At 54.9% G+C, this 21,433-nt stretch carries 24 protein-coding genes; 6 read left to right on the plus strand and 18 right to left on the minus strand.

The window, feature by feature from the left end; all coding sequences use genetic code 11:
* Positions 1-4: 4 nt before the first annotated feature.
* Positions 5-664 carry a potassium channel family protein gene (locus NLX71_RS11055; RefSeq protein WP_254363682.1) on the minus strand — a complete coding sequence of 220 codons (660 nt, stop codon included), beginning with the start codon at positions 662-664 and terminating at the stop codon, positions 5-7.
* Positions 665-821: 157 nt separating this feature from the next.
* Between NLX71_RS11055 and sspI the strand changes: the two genes are divergently transcribed.
* On the plus strand, positions 822-1,025 hold the full coding sequence (gene sspI, locus NLX71_RS11060) for a small acid-soluble spore protein SspI (protein ID WP_254363684.1): 204 nt from the start codon (positions 822-824) through the stop codon (positions 1,023-1,025).
* A 104-nt stretch (positions 1,026-1,129) separates the two neighbouring features.
* Here sspI and NLX71_RS11065 read toward each other — a convergent pair whose 3' ends face one another.
* Positions 1,130-2,194, minus strand: coding sequence for a LacI family DNA-binding transcriptional regulator (locus NLX71_RS11065; protein WP_254363740.1), 1,065 nt, complete (start codon positions 2,192-2,194; stop codon positions 1,130-1,132).
* A 161-nt stretch (positions 2,195-2,355) separates the two neighbouring features.
* Between NLX71_RS11065 and NLX71_RS11070 the strand changes: the two genes are divergently transcribed.
* The 3 genes from NLX71_RS11070 to NLX71_RS11080 all read left to right on the plus strand — a co-directional run bounded on the left by NLX71_RS11070 (position 2,356) and on the right by NLX71_RS11080 (position 5,409).
* The gene (locus NLX71_RS11070; RefSeq protein WP_254363686.1) at positions 2,356-3,120 is read left to right on the plus strand and encodes a 4'-phosphopantetheinyl transferase family protein; all 765 of its coding nucleotides are present in this window, start codon (positions 2,356-2,358) and stop codon (positions 3,118-3,120) included.
* Positions 3,121-3,226: 106 nt separating this feature from the next.
* Positions 3,227-3,928: a response regulator transcription factor gene (locus tag NLX71_RS11075; protein ID WP_254363688.1), complete on the plus strand. Its 702-nt coding sequence runs from the start codon at positions 3,227-3,229 to the stop codon at positions 3,926-3,928.
* A 2-nt stretch (positions 3,929-3,930) separates the two neighbouring features.
* Complete coding sequence (locus tag NLX71_RS11080; RefSeq protein ID WP_254363689.1) at positions 3,931-5,409, plus strand: sensor histidine kinase; 1,479 nt, start codon at positions 3,931-3,933, stop codon at positions 5,407-5,409.
* Positions 5,410-5,463: 54 nt separating this feature from the next.
* Here the strand turns inward: NLX71_RS11080 and NLX71_RS11085 are convergent, their stop codons facing one another.
* From NLX71_RS11085 to zwf, 8 genes are all read right to left on the minus strand, one after another.
* A complete protein-coding gene (locus tag NLX71_RS11085) occupies positions 5,464-6,237 on the minus strand; it encodes a YheC/YheD family protein (RefSeq protein ID WP_254363691.1) in 774 nt (257 codons plus the stop codon).
* Between the two features lie 274 nt (positions 6,238-6,511).
* Positions 6,512-7,099: an undecaprenyl-diphosphatase gene (locus NLX71_RS11090; protein ID WP_254363692.1), complete on the minus strand. Its 588-nt coding sequence runs from the start codon at positions 7,097-7,099 to the stop codon at positions 6,512-6,514.
* Between the two features lie 21 nt (positions 7,100-7,120).
* The gene (locus NLX71_RS11095) at positions 7,121-8,530 is read right to left on the minus strand and encodes a HAMP domain-containing sensor histidine kinase (RefSeq protein ID WP_254363693.1); all 1,410 of its coding nucleotides are present in this window, start codon (positions 8,528-8,530) and stop codon (positions 7,121-7,123) included.
* Positions 8,527-9,207 carry a response regulator transcription factor gene (locus tag NLX71_RS11100; RefSeq protein WP_254363694.1) on the minus strand — a complete coding sequence of 227 codons (681 nt, stop codon included), beginning with the start codon at positions 9,205-9,207 and terminating at the stop codon, positions 8,527-8,529. The genes NLX71_RS11095 and NLX71_RS11100 overlap by 4 nt, the downstream gene beginning before the upstream one ends.
* A gap of 208 nt (positions 9,208-9,415) precedes the next feature.
* Entirely contained in the window at positions 9,416-9,691 is a 276-nt protein-coding gene (locus NLX71_RS11105; protein ID WP_254363695.1) for a hypothetical protein, read from the minus strand.
* Between the two features lie 140 nt (positions 9,692-9,831).
* Positions 9,832-11,415 carry a peptide chain release factor 3 gene (locus tag NLX71_RS11110; protein ID WP_254363699.1) on the minus strand — a complete coding sequence of 528 codons (1,584 nt, stop codon included), beginning with the start codon at positions 11,413-11,415 and terminating at the stop codon, positions 9,832-9,834.
* A gap of 98 nt (positions 11,416-11,513) precedes the next feature.
* Complete coding sequence (locus tag NLX71_RS11115; RefSeq protein WP_254363700.1) at positions 11,514-12,569, minus strand: metallophosphoesterase family protein; 1,056 nt, start codon at positions 12,567-12,569, stop codon at positions 11,514-11,516.
* Positions 12,570-12,715: 146 nt separating this feature from the next.
* Positions 12,716-14,236 carry a glucose-6-phosphate dehydrogenase gene (gene zwf / locus NLX71_RS11120; protein WP_254363701.1) on the minus strand — a complete coding sequence of 507 codons (1,521 nt, stop codon included), beginning with the start codon at positions 14,234-14,236 and terminating at the stop codon, positions 12,716-12,718.
* A gap of 236 nt (positions 14,237-14,472) precedes the next feature.
* On the opposite strand from zwf, the gene NLX71_RS11125 reads away from it, so the two are divergent.
* Positions 14,473-14,838, plus strand: a complete 366-nt coding sequence (locus NLX71_RS11125; RefSeq protein WP_254363702.1) for a hypothetical protein — start codon at positions 14,473-14,475, stop codon at positions 14,836-14,838.
* Between the two features lie 99 nt (positions 14,839-14,937).
* On the opposite strand, the gene NLX71_RS11130 is transcribed toward NLX71_RS11125, so the two are convergent.
* Positions 14,938-15,384, minus strand: a complete 447-nt coding sequence (locus NLX71_RS11130; protein ID WP_254363703.1) for a GNAT family N-acetyltransferase — start codon at positions 15,382-15,384, stop codon at positions 14,938-14,940.
* Between the two features lie 346 nt (positions 15,385-15,730).
* Here NLX71_RS11130 and NLX71_RS11135 point away from each other — a divergent pair, with 346 nt between their 5' ends.
* Positions 15,731-16,426 carry a hypothetical protein gene (locus NLX71_RS11135; protein ID WP_254363705.1) on the plus strand — a complete coding sequence of 232 codons (696 nt, stop codon included), beginning with the start codon at positions 15,731-15,733 and terminating at the stop codon, positions 16,424-16,426.
* 3 nt (positions 16,427-16,429) lie between these two features.
* Here the strand turns inward: NLX71_RS11135 and NLX71_RS11140 are convergent, their stop codons facing one another.
* The 7 genes from NLX71_RS11140 to NLX71_RS11170 form a co-directional block, all read right to left on the minus strand.
* A complete protein-coding gene (locus NLX71_RS11140; RefSeq protein ID WP_254363707.1) occupies positions 16,430-16,711 on the minus strand; it encodes a hypothetical protein in 282 nt (93 codons plus the stop codon).
* Between the two features lie 266 nt (positions 16,712-16,977).
* The gene (locus NLX71_RS11145; protein ID WP_302058179.1) at positions 16,978-17,625 is read right to left on the minus strand and encodes a response regulator; all 648 of its coding nucleotides are present in this window, start codon (positions 17,623-17,625) and stop codon (positions 16,978-16,980) included.
* Positions 17,606-18,682, minus strand: a complete 1,077-nt coding sequence (locus tag NLX71_RS11150) for a sensor histidine kinase (RefSeq protein WP_254363708.1) — start codon at positions 18,680-18,682, stop codon at positions 17,606-17,608. The genes NLX71_RS11145 and NLX71_RS11150 overlap by 20 nt, the downstream gene beginning before the upstream one ends.
* A 19-nt stretch (positions 18,683-18,701) precedes the next feature.
* Complete coding sequence (gene liaF / locus NLX71_RS11155) at positions 18,702-19,352, minus strand: cell wall-active antibiotics response protein LiaF (protein ID WP_054973929.1); 651 nt, start codon at positions 19,350-19,352, stop codon at positions 18,702-18,704.
* A gap of 134 nt (positions 19,353-19,486) precedes the next feature.
* The gene (locus tag NLX71_RS11160; protein WP_254363709.1) at positions 19,487-20,185 is read right to left on the minus strand and encodes a PspA/IM30 family protein; all 699 of its coding nucleotides are present in this window, start codon (positions 20,183-20,185) and stop codon (positions 19,487-19,489) included.
* Positions 20,186-20,187: 2 nt separating this feature from the next.
* Complete coding sequence (locus NLX71_RS11165) at positions 20,188-20,706, minus strand: PspC domain-containing protein (RefSeq protein WP_254363710.1); 519 nt, start codon at positions 20,704-20,706, stop codon at positions 20,188-20,190.
* On the minus strand, positions 20,703-21,383 hold the full coding sequence (locus NLX71_RS11170) for a PspA/IM30 family protein (protein ID WP_254363711.1): 681 nt from the start codon (positions 21,381-21,383) through the stop codon (positions 20,703-20,705). The genes NLX71_RS11165 and NLX71_RS11170 overlap by 4 nt, the downstream gene beginning before the upstream one ends.
* Positions 21,384-21,433: the final 50 nt, after the last annotated feature.

Here is a 21,433-nt window from a genome sequence, read left to right on the forward strand (position 1 = left end):
CCCTCTATTCCGCGAATGTCTTTTCGAAATTTTTCAAATCCGTGTTCGTCCCTACAACGACAAGAATGTCGTGATGTCTAATGATATCCTCGGCGTGCGGGGCGATGTTCATCTTGTCCCCGGTTCGGATCGCCATCACGTTACAGCCATATTTGGCGCGAATATCGAGCTCTCTCAGATTGCGGCCAACCATTTGCCCGGACGCTTGAACCTCGACGATGCTGTAATCTTCCGAAAGCTCGATGTAATCGATAATGTTGGATGAAATCAAATGATGGGCCACCCGGACACCCATATCGCGCTCCGGATAAATCACCTTGTCCGCCCCGACTTTTACGAGCACCTTGCCGTGCAGTTCGTTCTGAGCCTTGACGACGACCTTCGGCACGCCGATTTCTTTAACGATGATTGTCGTAAGAATACTGGCCTGAATATCTTGTCCGATTGAGACGATGACGACGTCGAAATTGCGCAATCCGAGCGCGCGCAGCGCTTCTTCATCGGTGGAATCGGCTTGAACGACGTGGGTCACAATATTCGACACTTCCTGTGTCCGCTGCTCGCTGCTGTCGATCGCCAGCACTTCAAAGCCGAGATTCGATAACGTCTTGGCTACGCTGAAGCCGAAACGCCCCATTCCAATGACAGCGAATTGTTTGCTCATCCGTGTTCATCCCCCTTCTCATGTTCTTTATTATATCAAGAAGCGCAGCAGTTCACCAAAGTTCGTGACGAAGCATGAAACTTATTCAAGCGGAGCATATTAATGAAAGCGAAATTGCATCATCCAAGTGGAAAAGACCATAAAGCGAGGAACTGCCATGAACCTGAATTTGCGGCAAGCGATCATTCAGCGCATGCATGACAAAAGCAACGAAGAGCTGTTCGACGTTATTGCGGATTCGATGGATGCGGAAGAACGTGTGCTGCCGGGCCTTGGAGTATTGTTCGAAATTATTTGGAAGCACAGCGAAGCGGATACGCAGAACCAGATGATCACAACGCTCAAAGAACATTTGGCTTAAAGCAACGGCAAAAAAGCGTGCGGGGAACGATCCCTGCGCGCTTTTCCGTCATGCGGCTTCCCCTCACCGTCCCTTATCGAATCGGGCGCAACGCAACGACGGTGTTACCGCAGGATGCGGCACGATTGCCGCACGACAAGCTTCGTATCCAGCCTAAGTCTGAAGCTCTCCGATGCGCCATCCGTCTCATTCCCTCCGCCGACGCGTCTCAGCACCCGCTCCGCCGCCAGCCGACCCATCTCGTAAAACGGCACAGCAACGCTCGTTAGCGGAGGGTCGGTTACGCGGGCGGCCTCCGAGTCGTCATAGCCGACAATGGCGTAATCCCGTCCGGGAACGTGCCCGTACTCACGCAGCCCCTGCATCAAACCGATCGCCATCCGATCGTTGGAGGCGAACACCGCCTCGATCCGGTTCAGGTGCGGATGCATGGCCGCCGCCGCTTTCATTCCGCTTGTTCGGCTGTAGTTGCCTTCGTAATACAGATGCGCAGGCAGGTCGCCCGCAGCCTTGGCATCCGCCGGCAGCAGTCCCGCTTCGCGCATGGCCTGCATATACCCCCGCAGCCGGTCGCCGCTGTTGGAAAATTCGGGCGAGCCGCTCAAAAATGCTATGTTCCGGTATCCCAGATCAAGCAAATACCGTACCGCGCGGTAGCTGCCTCCCTCATGATCCGCATCCACTTCATGAAACCGCTCTCCACTCATATGCTGGTTAATCAGGCAAAAGGGGAACCCGCCATCTTCCAATTTTTCCAGCTCCGCCCGCTCCGAGGGCGTATCCGTCGCTCCGAGGATCACGCAGGCATCCACCTTCTGCGAACGAAAAATACTACTGTAATCGCTTTCTTCTCCGGGAACGCGGAATTTCAGCAGCATATCGTAGCCTGAAGCCTTCACCTGCTCCCCGATGCCGCTAAGCACCTCGGAGAAATAATAAGTTGAAAAAATGTGCACTTTCGGCACGTAAGGCAACACGACGCCCAAGTTGCCGCTTCTGCGGCGGGCGAAGCTTTGAGCAATCGCGTTCGGATGATAATTTAAAGTTTTGGCGGCCTGCAGCACCCGCAGCCGAGTCTGCTCCTTCATCGGACCGACGTCGTTGAATACGCGGGAAACCGTCGCTTCGGATACTCCCGCCAGCTCTGCAACTTCCTTTCGGGTTACGATTTCAGCCGCCTCCTTAAAAACAATGTACGACCTCTCATTATCTCACGCTCTTTCTAGGTATGTCTACCCTGAATTTCACCTATTGACAACTGGCGAATAATGGGAAACGATAACTACATAACGACGTTCAACAACGAACGAAAACGAGGGGAGAGGTAGTGTTGGACACCTTATTATATTTGGAGGAACTGGCATTCATCAGACCTGACAATCGCTTTAAGGCGCAGTTGTGTCTTAGCAGCCGTACAACCCCATATGAAGATGCGGATGCATTAAGCGTCCTCCATGAGCAGGAGCTTGCTTATTACCGGAAGCTGCAATATATAAGGAAGCATAGCTTTATGCTTGGCCGCTACTGCGCGAAGCAGGCGATCTCCGCGTACACTCGTATGGCGGAACCCCAGCTTGGGCAACTATGGGTGCAGCAGGGAGTATTCCAGCAGCCGGTTATCATGCTTCCGCGCACCGAGCCTCTTCAGATCACCATTACGCATTGTGATCATATTGCGGCTGCCATTGCGTTCCCGGAGGCCCACCCGGTAGGTATCGACTTGGAGAAAATCGACGGCGCCAACGTCAGTGCCATCGAGTCGCGAATGACAGCAAACGAGAAGCAAATGATCGCGGACACCTCTCTTGATTACGAGGCCGCGCTTACGATGCTGTGGACCTCCAAGGAATCCTTGTCGAAAATTTTGAAAACCGGACTCATGACCCCGCTCTCCGTGTATGAAATCGATCATATGGACATCAAGCAAGACTGCATGGTCACCAGCTATACGAACTTTGCCCAATATAGCAGCGTATCGTTCCGCGTCGGCCGCTACATGTGCTCGATCACCCATCCGAAAAGAACCGAATTCAAAGTGAACATCCCGGAGATTCAGCAACTTTTTGGCACATCGTCTGCTGTCGATGTTCAGTGACCGGAAGTTTCCGCCCAGCGCTTGCGCTTGCTATCCCGCTTGGAACCCTCTATGCTGGAGCTAACAGACTTAACCGAACCATTCCGACTCCGATGGAGGTGCCGCCATGAAACTGCTGGTCGCGGAGGACGATACGTCCGTTTGCGAAATGCTGCACTTGTTTTTTCAAAAAGAACAGTATGATACGACCTTCGTTCATGACGGGCTCAGCGCCCAGGAACAGCTTGATCGGTATACGTGGGATTTCGTCATCCTGGACTGGATGCTTCCCGGCAAGGACGGGCTGGCGCTGTGCAGGGATATACGCGATAAAGGGGAAACGCCGGTCATCCTGCTTACGGCACGCGATCAGGAGCAGGACCGGATTATGGGGCTTGAGCTCGGAGCCGACGATTACGTCAGCAAGCCGTTCAGCCCGATGGAGCTGATCGCCCGCATGAAAGCCGTGCTGCGCCGATACCATCGAGGCGGCGGGGCTGAGGCCGAAGGGGCGGCCGATCCGCAAGAGCTGCTCAAACACAAGACGATAGTCGTCAACCTGTCCGCCCGGACCGCCACTGTCGGCGGGAATACGATCAGCAACTTAACGCCGAAGGAGTTCGATCTGCTCTCGCTGTTCGTCCGGTATCCCAGACGCGTCTTTACCCGCGAGCAGCTGCTGGAAAGCGTATGGGGCTACGATTATTTGGGCGAAGAGCGCACGGTCGATGTCCATATCAAGCGGCTGCGCAATAAGGTGTCTTCGCCGGAGCATCCGTTGATCGTGACCGTCTGGGGCGTGGGCTACAAGCTAGAGCTGGAGGAATAACGATGAAGCTGAGCCATCTGCGGCCGCGCTTCCGGTTTACTTTTTTCCAGCGGCAGTTTCTATCCCATCTCCTTCTGTCCATGCTCATTCTCGTCCTGCTGGCGGCTGGGTTTACCTACTACATGAAGCAGCAAACATTCGACAACGAGACGGAAGAACTGGCCAGCGTCTCCAAAGGAATCGTCCGCCTGATCGCAAGAGAAGGGGAAGACCCGACCAGCGCGCTGCAAGCGTATCGCACCCTGCTGGCTGAACGCCGGACGTCGTTCATCCTGCTGGATCAAGCCGGCGAAATCGCCTACCGCGACCCGAAGATGCCCGGCGCGCTGCGGGGCAAGGCGTTCTTGGACGAGCTGCGGGCGCACATATCCGACACCAAGGGCAACGAAAGCTTCATCGTCGAACGCGGAGCGGAGAAGCCATGGGTCGTCGTTTACAGGCAAACCAAGCTGAAGCCGCAAAAAACCGAGCTGCACCTCTTCGTCTTCTCCCCGCTTCATGGCATTCAAGAGACGATGGAGGCGCTTAACCAAGCGCTGATCTATATGATCGTCGTTATTTTCATACTGGCCGTCGCCGTCAGCTGGATATTTTCCCGCAGTATGAGCGCCAGCATCCGGTCGCTGCGCCGGACGACCCGCCAAATTGCCGCGGGAGATTATGCCGCCCGATCCACGGTTCGGCGGTCGGACGAGCTGGGCGAGCTCGCGGGCGACTTCAATACTATGGCCCGGCAGCTCGAGCTCGCCTTGCATAAGCTGCAGCAGTTCGAGACGCGGCGCCGCCATTTTATTATGGACGTGACGCACGAGCTGCGCACGCCGCTTACCTCGATCCGCGGCATTATCGAAGGGCTGAAGAGCAATCTCGTCCACTCACCGGAGGAGCGGGCCAAATATTACGGCATCATCGAGAAGGAAACGTTCCGCCTGATCCGGCTCATCAACGGACTGCTCGACATGGAGAAAATCGAAAGCGGCCTCATCACGCTGAACAAAAAACGAACACCGCTTAAAGAGCTGTTCGAAATCGTTCACGAATCGCTCGAAGTCTTGATTGAAGAGAAGCGCCTGCACATTCTGATCGAATGCGAGCCGGACCTGCAGGTGTATGCCGACTACGACCGGCTGATGCAAATTCTCATCAATCTGGTCAAAAACAGCATCCAGTTTACGGCATACGGTACGATCCGCCTGACCGGCTCCGAAACGGAAACGCATACCGTAATCGTGATCGCGGATACCGGCCGCGGCATGTCCAAGGAAGAGCTGGCGCTCATCTGGGAGCGGTTCTACAAATCCGATCCGTCCCGATCCAAAAGCAACAGCGAGACCGGACTCGGCCTATCCATCGTCAAACAGCTCGTCGAAGCCCATGCAGGCACGATCGGAGCGGACAGCACGCCCGGCATCGGCACCTTGTTCACGATCGCCCTGCCCAAAACCGACCAAGCCGCATCCAAGGACGGCGAAGCGGGTTAACACCGATTCGGGAGCGGCGCCAAGGCTCCTCCTTCAAAAAGAACGGACGGCTGCTCAGAGCCGTCCGTAAGCTTTTGCATATCGGTAAATTCTCGCGAAGATGCGCTTATCCTTCAGCTTTCGGAAAATATAAGGATCGGGAGCCGTGTTAATCTCCAGAATCCACGGGTGCAGCTTCTCGTCCAGCGCGACGTCCAGCCCGATTTCCTTAAGTCTTCTGTACTTCGAACGAAGCTGCCCTGCTACGGAAGTGCCGAGCCTGCGCAGCCCAGAGGTTAATCTCGACTTTTCGGCGCTCCCGGCATGCCCCTGCAACAAAACCTCTACGGGTTTGAGCTTTCCTCCATTGTGCACATTAGTTACGACCTTACCCGGCGCAGCGACGCGCCCGATCAATCCTGTCGTCAGCCAGTTCCCGGTCGGAGTCTTCTGCACCATGACGCGAAGATCGAAGCGCCGCTTCTTATATTTGAGCAGATGGATGCCTTTTTGCACCAAGTACATCCGTTTTCGGGTCAATCCCGCAATATGCCTGTATAAGTCATCGTATTGGGCAAAGGTGTTAATTTTCGTTCCGGTATGACAGCGGTAAGACGCGCTACCTCCGCCGGCCAGCCGCTCCACCCGTATCACGCCGATGCCGTACGTGCCGCTGTTCGGCTTGACATAGACCATGCCGTGCCGGTCCAGCATCCCCCTCAAGCTTTCGCGGTTCAGCTTGCGCGTCTCGGGAATGTATTTGGCCAGCTTCCGGTTCGGAATCACCGCCTGGGTTTTGGCCCATTTGCTCACGATGTAGCTGCTGTTATTCGGTTTACTCTTCCTCATTTCATCCACCTTTCTTCCTTCGGCCGGAGAACGGCTGGCACCAAACTGCCCTCATCTCCCTCTACACCTTTGACGAACTTCCTATTCCCGCTATCCAATCCCTCTGGGCCTTGGTCTCGTTCATCCATCATAGTGTATGCCCCCCGCCGCAGCACGGTAAGGTATAGAGGCCTACGACAGGCGTCCGGGACATGCAGAGACCCCCGTTATGGCCGATTTTCCGCAAAAAAAGGCAGCTGCCGCGATGCAGGCAACTGCTTCTTCCAAAGTTCTACTACGATTTAAAGCCGAGCTTGCGCTCGATTTTTTCAAAAACCGACAGGCCAACGGCCAACCAGCGCCGGGCGAGCGTCCATTGGGTGAACAGCTTGTATACGGCTACGGCAGAACCGATGCCAAGCAGTGCTCCGACAGTGACGTCTATCGGATAATGGACGCCGGTCCAGATCCGGGACAAAGCGATCAATGCGGCCAGCGCAAGCCAGACGTATCCGTCCTTACGGCGGTACAGCCAGATCGAGGTGGCGATGACAAAAGCGCCGATGGCATGGCTGCTGGGAAACGACGCATTAGCCGCATGCTCGATCAACTGATGAACTTCATGGCTGACGAACGGCCGGTTCCGGTAAAACAACTTGCCGATCAGCGAGCCGATCCCCATCGCCAACACGGCAGAACAGAGCGCTTTCGCCACCATCCGGCGGTTCTCTTGTTTTCGGGTAAACCAATACACGACGATGGCCAAATAAAAGAAATATTCCGCATATTCCGCGAAAAAGCGCATCCACACGTTAAGCGTCGTATGATCGACAGCCAGGCCGTTGATCATTTCGAATAAATCATAGTCCCATTTCAACAACATACACGATCTCTCCTCGTTCCGTTAACGGCTGAACGGCAGTTGCACCGTCACCGTCGTTCCTTGGTTCTCTTCACTTTCCAAACGTATGTCCCCATGATACTTCTCGACGAGCCGCTTGGCGATCGAAAGCCCCAGGCCGCTGCCGCCTCGTTTGCGGCTGCGGGCTTTGTCCACGCGGTAAAACCGGTCGAACACATGCTCCACTTCCGCTTTCGGAATGCCCATTCCGTAATCGCGGATGACGATACGCAACATCGTGTCTTTTATCAAGACGGCCGACACGTGGATTTTGTTTCGTTCGACCGAATATTTCACCGCATTATCCAACAAAATCAACAAAATTTGTTTGATATGATTTGGAACCAATCGGATGTGAACGCCTTTCAGCGCATCCATATCCGTCGTAATCTCGAATTCGGGATGAACAATGGAAACGTTCTTAACGATTTGGGCGATCGTCTCTCCCAGATCGCACAGCTCGGCAACGCCATCCGGACTGGCATGTTCCGCGCGGGTAAGCTCCAGCAGCTCCTGCACGAGCCCTTTCAGACGCTCCAACTCCTCAAGCGAAGCGCGGAGCGATTCGTCTACGAGAACCGGATCGCGCTTGCCCCAACGGTTCAGCATCGACAAATGCCCGGAAATAATCGAAATCGGGGTCCGCAGCTCGTGCGAAGCGTCTTCAACGAATTGCTTCTGCTTGCGAAACGACGTTTCCAATTGATCCATCATCTCGTTGAACACGTGGGCCAGCGCCGAAATCTCATCCTTATTGTCGTAGAAAGGCACCCGCTCCTGCAGGCCGTTCTTCTGGATACTCCTCATCGTGTCCGTTATGCTTTGAACCGGCCTTAGCAACCGTCCCGCCAGAAGCAGCCCGCCTAGGCCGCTCAGCAGCACTGCCCCGGCACCGCCCAGAATCATGACCAGCGTGACAATCCCTTTCAGTTCGTCGAACGTCTCCAGATTGCTGACGATTTCAATTGTACCGCGGAATTTCTCCGACACGACCGGGGCGCGCAGAACGAGCAGATGCTCCTCCTGATGCCATACGCTTTCAAGCTCGGTGTTTGTGACCGGACGCGGCGCCACCCAATCCTCCGGCAGCGCCAAAAGCACCGTCAGCACCGGCTTTCCCTCACCGTCCAAAATCCGGATCAATTGATTTTTTTGATTGATGCTCTGAATAAAATGCCTGCTCCTGACGATTTGTCCGGCATCCAGTATATCACTTTTTTCCGTAAAATAACTTTGCAGCTCGCCCATCGTTTTGCGCACCGACTCCACTTCGCGGCTGCTCATCCATTGGTTGATGCCGATATATTGAACGGCGTTATAGACCGTAAACAAGACGAACAGCATGAAGGCCGACCATAAGGTCATCTGCCATTTGATCGGCAGCCGGGTGAAGCGCATTCGCAGCTTTTTCATGACCGGATGACGTAGCCGATGCCACGGACGGTTTGAATATAGCTCCGCTGCGCCGGATCGTCGATTTTGTTGCGCAAATAGCGGACGTACACATCGACCACATTCGTCTCGACTTCGCAATCGTACCCCCAGACCAGATCAAGCAGCATCGCCCGGCTAAGCACCCGGTCCCTATGGTTCATAAGTACCAGCAGCAGCTCGTATTCACGCTTGGTCAGCTCCAGAACCGCCCCGGCCTTGCTTACGGTCCCGGCGACCGGATTGATCCGAAGCTCCCGGTACGCCAACGCCGCTTGCGCTGCACCGATTCCCCGCTTGCTTCGTCTTATGACCGCCCGAATTCGTGCCAGCAGCTCCTCGATCGCGAACGGCTTCGGCAAATAATCGTCCGCTCCGCTGTCCAGCCCCGATACGCGATCCATGACGCTGTCGCGGGCCGTCAGCATAATGACGGGCGTTTCGAAGCCGGCACGGCGAATGCCGCGGCATACCTCGAAGCCGTGCAGCTCCGGCAGCATGGCATCAAGCAGAATGGCATCCCATGCATCGCGGGTGGCGGTTTCCAGGCCTTCCCGACCGCTCCCGACGACAGTTACGGCATAGCCTTGGTGCATCAATTCCAATTCCATAAATCGGGCAAAATTTCGCTCGTCTTCCACAATAAGAATCTTTTTCATCCTGTTCCCTCTGGTTGCGTTTGAAATAGTAAAAAAGCGGCAATCGCATCGATCCTATTATTGCCCTTAGCCGCAGCTTTAACTATACAATACGAAGATGAAAATTCGATGAGAAAAGGAGAAAAATTTCGCTTCCGGCAAAGCCCCACTAAAAAGCAAACGGCCAGCCGGGACCCATGTCCCGACCGACCGGCAATTCAAGGCGTGTCTAGCCTCCATTCAAGGCAGCCCATACGTTTTGGATAAAGGAATAAGCAAGCAGGACAGCCATCGACCCTACCGATAAGATAACGTATAAGCGGAACGGGTTTTTAATGAGCCGGGGGTAATGATCCAGACGCTTGGGCGTAGATACCCCTTGGATGACGTCGAAATGACGGATCGCATCGTTAAAAGGCTTCCGGTCCTCCATAATGAACGTTCGGTTCGGTTGCGTGGCGTGAAGGTCGGCATCTTCATACGGATTGTACGGTTTGCTATTCATAATTAAGCATCCCCCATTCCCATTTACCTTCCACTGCATTCCTATTTTATCAAATTGAGCCATTCCCGGCAAAAAACAAACAGCCCCTCGTCCGGTCGATGAAAACCGCGAAGGGCTGCCTGCTTATCGGATCGGCGCCATTAAGGCGCAGTCTCTAGAAATTTCAGGTTCGGATTTTTTTCCATCGCCGTGCGCAGCGCATATTCGTTCTCGAACAGCGTGACGTAATTGTCCTTCTTATCCTTCACCAGCTGCGAGTTAATCCGGAACTTGCCCGGATCGATGTCGTCGCCGACGAGCCACCGCGCGAACTGGTAGGTCATCCGCGACAGCTGCACCTCGCTGCTGTACTCCGCTTTCATCCGGTATTCGAACACCTCGAATTGGAGCTGTCCGACGACGCCGAGAATCAAATCCTCGAAGCCGATCGTTTTGAACACCTGAATGGTGCCCTCCTCGGTCAACTGGTCCACGCCCTTCTGGAACTGCTTGTGCTTCAGCGCGTTTTTGACCGTCACCTTGGAGAACAGCTCCGGGGAGAACGTCGGCAGCTCGTCGAACTCTACGCTGCCGCCTTGGCACAGCGAATCCCCAATGCGGAAAATACCGGGGTCGAACAGCCCGATAATGTCGCCGGGATAAGCATCCTCGACGATGTCGCGGTCCTGCGCGAGAAATTGCTGCGGCTGCGCCAGCTTGATGTCTTTGCCGACCCGCACGTGCTTCACCGACATGCCCCGCTCGAATTTGCCGGAGCAAATTCGCAGGAAAGCGATCCGGTCGCGGTGAGCCGGATTCATATTCGCTTGAATTTTGAAAATGTAGCCGGAAAACTTCTCATGCAGCGGATCGACCAAGCCTTCGCTGCTTTTGCGCGACGTCGGTATCGGAGCGAGCTGCAGGAAATTCTCAAGGAACGTCTGCACGCCGAAATTGTTGATCGCGCTGCCGAAGAACACGGGCGTCAGCTCGCCATTCCGTACCTTCTCGTAGTCGAACTCGTCGCCTGCCACATCGAGCAGCTCCAAGTCCTGCACCAGTTGATCGTAAAAAAATTCGCCTGCGATTTCTTTCACGATCGGGTCATCGTAGCCGCTCACTTTGCGTACTTGAATTTCTTTATGATCGTCGCCTTGGAACAGCTCGACCTGCGTCAGCTTCCGGTCGTACACGCCACGGAATTGTTTGCCCATCCCGATCGGCCAGTTCATCGGATACGAGCGGATACCCAGCACCTGCTCCAGCTCTTCGAGCAGATCGAACGGATTTTGCCCCTCGCGGTCCAGCTTGTTGATGAATGTGAAGATCGGGATGCCCCGCTTGCGGCACACCTGGAACAGCTTCTTCGTCTGGGCCTCGACCCCTTTGGCCGAGTCGATCAGCATGACGGCGCTGTCCGCCGCCGTTAACGTCCGGTACGTGTCTTCACTGAAGTCTTGGTGGCCCGGAGTGTCGAGAATATTGACCCGATGTCCTTCATAATCGAACTGCATCACACTGGAGGTGACCGAAATCCCTCTTTGCTTCTCGATCTCCATCCAGTCGCTCGTCGCATGGCGATTCGCTTTGCGCCCTTTAACCGTACCGGCCATCCGAATCGCGCCTCCGAACAGCAGCAGTTTCTCGGTCAGGGTCGTTTTCCCCGCGTCGGGGTGGGAGATGATGGCGAAGGTGCGCCGCTTCTGTACTTCTTCTTTTAATTTCTCGGATAATCCGGTGCCCATAATCAGTTTATTCCTTCCTCAATCTTATTCAGTTCATAGCTTTGCAAAATCCGAATCTGAACGATTCCGCCCGCGCCGCTACGTTCTCACTTAAATGTTCAGGTCAGCTTGACGGTCCAGTCGGCTTCCTTCAGCCACGTTCCCGATTCGAACGCCCGGCCGCGCAGCGTCACTTTGTCCCGATATACCTGCACATACAATCCTTGCGCCTTCTCCTTGGCCGCATGTTGGTAGCTGCGGTTCAGCACACGTCCGACCGAGGAGTTATGAAAATAGTGAAAGCTTTCTTTGACATAATGCTCCACCGTGCCTTGAAAATCCTGATGCCGGTGCCCGCAGAACACGAACACGTTTTTGTAAGGCTTCAAGATTTTACGGAATTTTTTCGCCGGAATCAACTGATGCACCCCCCCGTTTTTTCCAGCGGGCGGCAGCGGCTGATGGGTCATGATGAAGACGGGCTTGCCGTCCTTATGCGCAGCCAGTCGTTCCTTCAGCCAATCCAATTGTTCGTCGGAATACCATGCTCCTTCGCTTACCTCGGGCTTCTCCTGCACATAAGCCTCTTGCGACAGCAGGATCAAGTGGTATCCTTTCTCCCAAGCGTCGTGATACGGCTTCGACAATCCGAAAAACTTCTGGAACCGCTCGCGCGATTGCCTGTCCGTCTTGCCATTGGGCATCGTGTCTTTATTGAAAGCTCCTTCTTGGTCAATCCAAATGTCATAATAATCGTGGTTGCCCATATTGGCGTAAACCGGAGGCAGCTTGTAAGCGGACAACGTTTTTTTCAGCTCTTTATAGTCCCTCTCCCGCCCGTAGTCGGTCACGTCGCCCGTCAGAACCAGCGCCTCGACCGGCGGTTTGAACTGCTTCATATCGTCAAGCGCTTGCTTCAAATGCCGGGCCGTGTTCGGATCGTCAGGAGACACATGCAAATCACTGAGAATCATGAACGAGAACAACGGCGCTCCCGGATTCCCCGCCGCCGGATCGGAATTCGGTCCCGGTTCCGTCTTTTGCGCCGCGACGCCGTCCGTACCGCCCGTCTGCCGGTCGACCGATTGCTGCAGCAGCTTGAACAGTCCTGCGAGCGCCGCCCCGATCATGACCAGAAGTCCGAGCATCCAGCGTATAAAAGCGCGTCTGGACATATAAAGATCCCCCTTGCCTTAGCCGGCACTGTACACTTCATCATATCATATTTCAAGAGGTGAAAAAAAGACGCAAACCTGCGCACGCAAAAAAGAGCAGCCCCGGCGCAACCGGATCTGCTCTTTCGGTTTCTATCGACTAGCCATTACATTTGGCTATGTCCCCAAGCGACTTCGCCTTCGTCCTGCCCGTTCACCGGCCACCAGCGGAAGCCGTCTTCGGCAACGAGCTGCTGCCCCTGCTCCGGTCCCCAAGTGCCCGCCGTATACAGGTGTAAATCGTCCGTACGCTCGCCCCAGGCGGAGGCGATTTTGTCGACATATTTCCATGCCAGCGCGACCTCGTCCCAGCGGGTGAAGTACGTGGAATCCCCGCGAGCGGCGTCGTAGAGCAGCCGCTCGTACGCTTCCGGCGTGTTCAGCCCGACCTGGCCGCTCTGGCAGAAATCCATCGCGACCGGAACGATCGTTCCTTCCGATCCCGGCTGTTTGGCGTTCATTTTGAAGTAAATGCCTTCCATCGGATTGACGCGGAACACGAGCAGGTTCGGCTCCAGCTTATGCTTGCGCGACAAGTAAACATTGTTCGGCACGTTCTTGAACTCGACGACCACTTCCGTCGTTTTCACCGGCAATCGTTTTCCCGTCCGGATATAGAACGGGACGCCGGCCCAGCGGAAGTTATCCACGAAGACGCGGGCGGCGAAATACGTTTCCGTCGTCGACTCCGGATTGACCTTGTCTTCGTCACGGTAGCCGCGAATCTCCTCGCCTTTAATATTGCCGGCGGTGTACTGTCCGCGCACCGTGTTGGCCCGCACCTCCGACGCCGTCTGGAAGCCGCGCAGACTGCGGAACACCTTCACCTTCTCGTCGCGGATATCCTCCGGATGCATCCGGCTCGGGGGCTCCATCGCCATAATGGCCAGCATCTGCAGCATGTGGTTTTGTCCCATGTCGCGCAGCGCGCCCGAATGCTCGTAATAGCCGCCCCGTTCTTCCACGCCTACGGTTTCGCTCAGCGTGATTTGAATGTTGGCGATGTACTTATTGTTCCACAGCGGCTCGAAAAAGGCGTTCGCGAACCGGACGACGTTGATGTTCTGCACCATTTCCTTGCCGAGGTAATGGTCAATGCGGTAAATGTCCTGCTCCTCGAACACCTTGCGAATTTCGGTGTTCAGCTTCTCCGCGGACGGAAGATCATAGCCGAACGGCTTCTCGATTACAAGCCGGTGCCAGCCGGCCCCTTCCAACAATCCGCCTGCCTTGAGATTGTGCGACACATTGCCGAACAGCTCCGGCGCCAGGGCCAAGTAAAACAACCGGTTGCCGCCGATGTCGAACTTGACGTCGAGCCGGTCGGTCAGCTCGTGGAGCTGCCGGAAGCCTTCAACGTTATTAATGTCCAGTGACATGTATTCAAAATGCTCGGCAAACGCATCCCATTGCTCGTCCTTCGTCACGTTATAGCGTGCGAATTCTTGAATCGATTCGTAGACGTCGTCGCGGAACTGGTCGTTCGTGCGCGAACGTCGCGCGAGGCCGATTACCGCAAATCGGTCACCCAGCTTGCGCTCACGGTACAGGCTGTAAAACGCCGGGAATAACTTGCGCCGGGCCAAGTCCCCGGTCGCTCCGAAAATCAAAAACACGGCACTCCTCATGGCTTCAGGTCCTCGTTCTTTCTATAGAGAATAGGAGATAAGGAACGGCAATCGTTTCCTGTCCGTTCCCTTTACCCCTTTAGCATATCGAAAACCGTCGAGAGATTCAATACTCTGTCGAATGCAAGCGCGTTCACGGAAAATAGGCATGCGCATACGGGACATTTGTCCCGTACAACCGGCACAAATGCCGCATAATCTGAAGTGTAGAAATCAACTTCGGAGGTGACCCTCGCGTGAGACCGATTTATCCGATTAACGAAGAACAATGCAGGCCGTATTACGGCCAACCGGTTTTCATTATATTGACCGACGGTACGGAGCTTGTCGGCACGCTCAGCCGGTTGGACAATGGAAAGCTCTATTTTAACGAGACGGCGGCCAGCATTCAATCGAATGCAAACGCACCCGCCAAAAGTAAACAGACGAGAGCAAAGAGCAGCAGTTCGGGAAAAGCCCGCGTCCAAACGAAAAAATCCGACAAACCGAGAACAACCGCCGCGAACGAAGCATTGCCCGCACCTTATCCGAATTCCGAGCTGTTCGGCGCCCCCTTTGCATTGGACATCGCCAGTATCGGGGCCTTGATCGTACCCAGCTAACGCGGTCGAACAACGGCCCTTCTGCGCAGCGCAACAACACCAAGGCTTTCCCGCCATCGCGCGGGAGAGCCTTGGTGTCGGTATCGGCGGCATCTGCGGCTAGCCCAGCCGCTTCATCATCATATAACAGCGAAGCCTGGCGTCATAGTGAACCGTATCGTAGCCTTTCCGTACATAGAAAGTCTGTGCTTGCTTATTCGCCTCGTCCACCCATAGACCCACTTCACGGCATCCGTGATCCCCCGCCGTGCGCTCCGCCTGGCGCATCAAGCGCGCGCCGATGCCACGGCCCTGAAACTTCGGATTCACCGCCAGCATATCGACAGACAGGCGCTTATCCCGGTCCACGCGCAGCGCAATAAATCCGACCGGCAAGCGTCCGGCGGCGGTATCGACGTAAGTGACACAGGATTTGAGCCGTTTGATAATATCCGTACGGCTCACGCGAAGATCGGGTACCGTCTGACGCGCAAAGGGAAGGAGCAGCTTTTCCACCAATCCGTAGATAATGCCGTCGTCCTGCTTGGGAATGCGTTTGCGGAGCATGGCTAAGACCGCCTTTCTGCGCATAAAGTTTAAGTACTTTATCGTATGACAGGCGGTGGCGGAACGTTAAGAAGAAATGACTGCGAGGCGAAAAAAAAGCAGGCCCGTTACTTTTTGTATTTTTTGCCGACAAACATCATAAACAGCACGCTGACAAGCAAAACGGCGGCGATGACGATCCATTGAACCCAATTCATGTGCTGACGCGAGCTCCTTTTACAGGTTTTGGTTGATAAATCATCATACTTCATCCTTTTGCAGCCTGTCAAGCGCGATCCGTTTACGGACGGCATGTCTACCGCTATAATGTAAAGAAAAACGTTCCATTGACAGTGAGGTGATCGGCATGATCGCTCCGATTCAGAGCGTGATTCGTTCGTATCAAATTCATAGGCAGTGGTTTGCCTTGGAAGACCGGCACAGAAGACAAGAAGACTTAGCAGGCACACGTTACCGCGGACGACCGCAGAAGGGAACGGGGCAACCCTCCTATGCGTTCGACCGCTTTGCGGAACGGGCGGCAGGGGATACCAGAACCATCGTCACGGCAGCAGGCGCCTTGAAGCAAACGGCGGAGAACGCCAGGACCGCCCTGCAAAGCAACGGCGCATCGCTCCGGCTGGTGGAGGGGCTTGTCGACGGCTACAACGAGCTGGCGAACGCATTGTCCGAAGCTGGGGTCCTACTGCGGCCCGCATGGAGAAAACAGGGGATCGGCGCCCCTGCCGAAGAAGAGCTTGACCGGCTGGGCGTGGTCCCGCAGGCCGACGGCACCTTAAGCTTGGACGAGCATAAGCTGCAGACGCAGCTCGACAGCGGGGAAAAGCATGCGAATGCCGTGCTTCAGGGCATCGACGGTTGGATATTGCGCCTGACGCAGGCGGCTGCCGCCCTGCATGCCACTCCTCCGGCGGACCTGCTGGAGGGGCGCGATACAGAAGCCCGCACCTTCGGCCACTACACCGCACTGCCGGGCAAAAAGCCGCACAGCTATTGGCCTGTTCCGCCGCTCACGGGCATTCTTATGAATGTTCTATATTAAGCATCAAGAAGGCTGGCGCCCGCTTCGCACCGACAATGCGTGCCGGATGGCGGCAGCCTTCACTTTTTCCTTGCGCTCGTGCTCCGGCAGAGCAAAGAAGCCATCCAGCTTGTATAAGGCGAGCAGCGCTTCCTCGGCCGCGCGGCGCGCTCCCGCCTCCTGCTGCAATAAATAAAAAGCGACCTGGTAGCAATACACTTCGTACCGCTTCAGCAGCTCCGTTTTTCCCCCGAACGTTAATGAAATGCCAGTCTCATTCCGGTTTTCAACGGCTACTCCGTTCATCCGGCTCTCATCTCCTCTCCTTGATGTCCACGATCCGTTGTATATATTTTACTATTCCTATGATCCGACAAACGGAATGGATTCCTCGACTTGGAACATTTACATCTATATAGACGAAGGAAACGTGTCAAACCTCACACTTATTAAGAAAACTTTAAGATTGAATATCGCGGAAGGCGCCAAAATACGACATGAAAGCTAAAAAAGCTCTCGAAAAGGAGATCCCGACTTCTTCAGGTCCTCTTGAGAGCTTATTACCCCTTATATCACTCCACCAAACCGTTCTTATACGCATAAATGGCAGCTTGCGTACGGTCCTCCACCCCAAGCTTCGCCAAAATGTTGGTGACGTGAAACTTGACCGTTTTGACCCCGATGAACAGCTCATCGGCTACGTCCTGATTCGATTTGCCTGCGGCAATGAGCCGGAGCACCTCCATCTCGCGCTCGGTCAATTCTTCATGCGGCTGCGCAGCCGGTCTCGGCCCGCGAAAGCGATTCATCAGCTTGGAAGCGACTTGGGATTCCAGCACCGACTGGCCTTTGACAGCCGAGCGGATCGCTGAAGCAATTTCGGCGGCACGCGACGTTTTAAGCAAGTAGCTGAATGCTCCCGCTTCGATCACCGGGTAAATTTTCTCGTCGTCAATAAAGCTGGTCAGCACAATTACTTTGCATTCCGGATGCTGCTGCTGCAGACGCCGTGTCGTCTCGATGCCGTCCATGCCCTCCATGACCAAATCCATCAGCACGACGTCCGGCTTGTATTCCAATGCCAGCCGGATGCCTTCCTGTCCTCCGCTCGCTTCGCCGACCACCTCGATATCGTCCTCCGTGCTTAGCACGGCGGCAAGACCGATGCGAACCATTTCATGATCGTCGACCAGCAGCACTTTAATCGTCGTCTCTTCCAATTTCAAGTCCTCCTTCCGCCATAATCGGAATGCGAATCTCAATGCGCGTTCCTTTGCCGGGCGCCGTGATTAAATTGAGCGAGCCGCCGATTTCGTTCACCCGCTCCCGCATCGTCACCAGCCCGTACGAAGCCTGTTTTTTCATGTCCAACTCGAAGCCGACGCCGTTATCCCGAATGAGCAGCCGCACCGCATCACTTGACGGCTGGGTCAGCTTCAACTCCAGCTTAGTCGCTTTGGAGTGGCGAAGCGCATTAGACAATGCCTCCTGCACGATACGGAACAGATGATCCTCAATTCCGCTCGGCAGCTTGATGTCTTCACTCAACTCGTAGTCGATCTGCATCGGCACTTTCGAAGACAACTCCTGCACCAGCTCGATCAAGCCTTCGGCCAGACGCTTGCCTTCCAGATGCACGGGACGCAGGTGAAGCAGCAAAGCGCGCATCTCCGACTGCGCTACCGAGGCCATTTCCTCAATGAGGAAAATTTGCCGCTGCGCTTTCTCGAAATCTTTGTCTAACGTCCGGCCGACGGCCGTCGCCGTCATCGAGATCGCAAAGAGCTGCTGGCTCACGGCGTCGTGCAGCTCCCTTGCCAGCCGCTGCCGCTCTTCCACGATGGCCGAATATTTCGCTTTTTGCGCCAGTTGAGCATTGTTGCTGGACAGGCGCTGCAGCGAGGAAACTTGCTCTTCCCATTTTTTCGTGATTGCATTCAACTGATCGCCGAGCCGGCCGATCTCATCCTCGCCGAGCGGCGGCACCGAACGGCTCAGGTTGCCCTTCTCCAGCGAGAGCATCACCTCGCGCAGCGTCTCCAGCCGGTGCTTCATCCGGCTGCTATACCATAGGCCGTACGAGCCTCCGATCGCTGCAACGATTGCAATCAGCGTCAGGCTCATGAGCACGCCATCCTGCCACGTTTTGAAAGCATTCAAGTAGCCGTTCGACTGCAGGAAATAGACAATCACGGCAAACAAAACAAGGCTGAGCCCGATCGACTCCGCCATGCTTCGCCATATCATGTTGGTTAACCGCTTGTCATGTCCGTCCATTCCCGCCGTCCTCCGTGCATCAAACGATTTTAATATCAATATCGGCTACGATATAAGAAATCTCCAGCTTTACCTGACGGTCCGCTGTCCAGTAATTGGGCGACTGCCACACCATCTTGTTCAGCACGCCGGCTTCTTTGTCATACCCGATGCTCGTTTGCCCGAACAAGACGGAAGCTGTAACGGTAAGACCCACATCCTCCGGAACGATTAGATCAATATCGGCGATGACCCCCTGCAAAATAATCGTCGTCTCCTTCTGCTCATGGATCGCGTAGGTCAAATCCATCTGCAGCTCTCCCAGCACGTTCCAGATCGACATGTTGCGCAGAACCCAAGGCTCCCGTCCCCACCGGATGCTGTCGATGACGCTTTGCTTGCGGTAATGGTGCTCGCTGCGGTGAATTTTACGCGACTTATTGTAGAAGAAGCCGAGCGATATAAGGATAATGGCCAAGATCAGCGTAAAATTGCCCCCTGCGAGCAGCAGCAGGCCGATAACCATCATGATGTAGCCTTTGCGCTCGGCGCCCGAACGAACCTTATACACTCCCAGCAAAAGCAAAAAGAGGGCAAGCACGGTGAAAAATCCGAGATGATTGTCCGCCAGAAGGAAAAGCCCTGCGCCGATCAAGACCAGCGCGATGTTGCGGTTTCGTTTGCGGTTCATCCGTGTCGCCCCCTTTCCGGTAAATTCTTGATGACCTTCAAAAGCCACAGCGCCTTACAGAAGGACGTCCATGGCTTTTGCCTTACATAGCATATCACAAGTGTCGCTTTTGCTCCAACAGCTTTTTGCGAAGATTATTTCCCCTGCTCGCTGGACATTTTTTCTTTCAGAAGCTGCAGCTGATTATCGATTTTTTGCTGCTTTGCCGGGTCGACCGACACGGCGCTGCTGTACACCGAACCGGCATAGCCGCCACCCACGTAAGGCTTGCGCGCGATTTCCGCTTCGACTTCCAGCGACATGATCTTCTCTTCCATCCGACGGAAGCCTTTTACGGCATTGCCGCCTTCGATAACGTTGTTTGCCGTCACTTCGGCCATTTGCTTTTTCGCCTTTGCCAATTGAGCGCGGGAAATCAGCTCGCTGCGTTTGTTGCGCATTTGGTAGAACGCGTCTTTCATTTCATGCAGCTGCTGAACCAGCTCGGCCGCTTGCGCCTTGGCCTGCTCGTGCATTTCCGTGTACTCGGAGATTTTGCCCTCGTAGTACAGCTTTTGCTCCAAAGCTTGGCGTGCCGTTGCTTCCTGATCGTTCTTCAGCGCTTCCTTCGCTTGTCCTTCGTACTGCGACGTCAGACGGATCGCTTCTTCCAGACGCTCCTTCAGCTTGCGCTCGCTGGCGATTTGACGGGCAACCGTCACTTCGGCTTGCGCGATTTCTTCTTCCATGTCGCGCAAATATTGATTCAGCATGATGATCGGATCTTCAACCTTATCAAGCAATTCATGCAGCGAAGCCTTCGTCATGTCTTTAATTCTGGAAAATACGCCCATTATTAAACCTCTCCTTTAGATGATTTTTGGTTTTGATTTTTTTCGTATTGCGCTACTTTGCTGCGCAGTTCTTCGATTTCTTTCCACATCGCTTTTTTCTCGATATCTTTCATCATATGGTCCAGATCACTGTCGGCGGTACCGCTCGGATTCGAGGAGGCCGCATATCTGCCTTCATAACGGTTGCCTTCTTGCGGCGGAACCCAGCCATGTCCTTGCGCTCTGCGGTAGTGCTTCTCGTCGCCTCTCCACTCTTTCCAGTTCGGGTGATTGCCGCCAGATTGTCCGTAGCCCTCGCCTCCGTAGGACGGTCCGTAGCCGTAAGGCCCGCCGGTCCAAGGCTCGCTTGGGATGACCAGTGCCGCCAGGAAGTATAGCGCAACAACAACGCCTCCGGAAAAGAAAGCCGTTATCACCACGATCAGACGAAGCAGTGTGGCATCAATATTCATCGATTCCGCGAGACCGCCGCACAGGCCGGTTACTTTGCGATCGGAACGAGAACGGTATAGTTTGCTCATGATTTATCCCAGCCCTCCTGTTTCAGTTTCGTCCGCAGCTTGGCCAGCTCTTGTTCCAGCGCCTGCGATGCCGCGCTGCCTACGGCGGACCATGCTTCGCGGACTTGGCCTCTCACTTCCCGCAGGGTGCGCGCAGTCAGTTCCATATCGGAGACCCGCTCGTCCAGCCGATCGAAGATCCGCGGATTCGGACCTGCGCCCATTGAACGCAGCCTTTCGTTCATCCGCTGCTGCAGCCTGACGGACTCCAGCCGCGCGATATAGTAGGTGCGTTTCGAGGCGATTTCATCGAAATCCGCCTTAAGCTGTTGAAGCTGCTCCTCCAGCTCGACGATCCCCAGCTTGCTTTGATCGTACAGCGCCCGGTACTGCGTCGCTTTTTCCTCCTGCTGCATCTTCTCTTGAAGCGCGATGCGCGCCACTTCTTCCTCGCCGGCTCTCAGCGCCAACATCGCTTGCTGCTCGCGGCGCTCCTTAAGCTGCTCCGCCGATACGTACTGCTGGCGAAGCGAAGCGGCGTGAGACAGGCATTGCTGCAGCAGCCGTTCGGACTCGCGGATTTGCTCCGACTGGGACGCAAGATATTTATCGATCAGGCGAACCGGATCTTCCGCGTTCTCCAGCATTTCGTTGAAGTGCGCAACCGTAATATCCCGGAATCTTTTCCCTAAACTCATGCTTTGCTCAACCACCTTTTCTCCGAATTTCAATCCGTCGTTTGTTTGAT

It is taken from the genome of Paenibacillus sp. MZ04-78.2 (genome assembly GCF_024213375.1).
In the GTDB taxonomy this organism is placed as follows: domain Bacteria; phylum Bacillota; class Bacilli; order Paenibacillales; family NBRC-103111; genus Paenibacillus_G.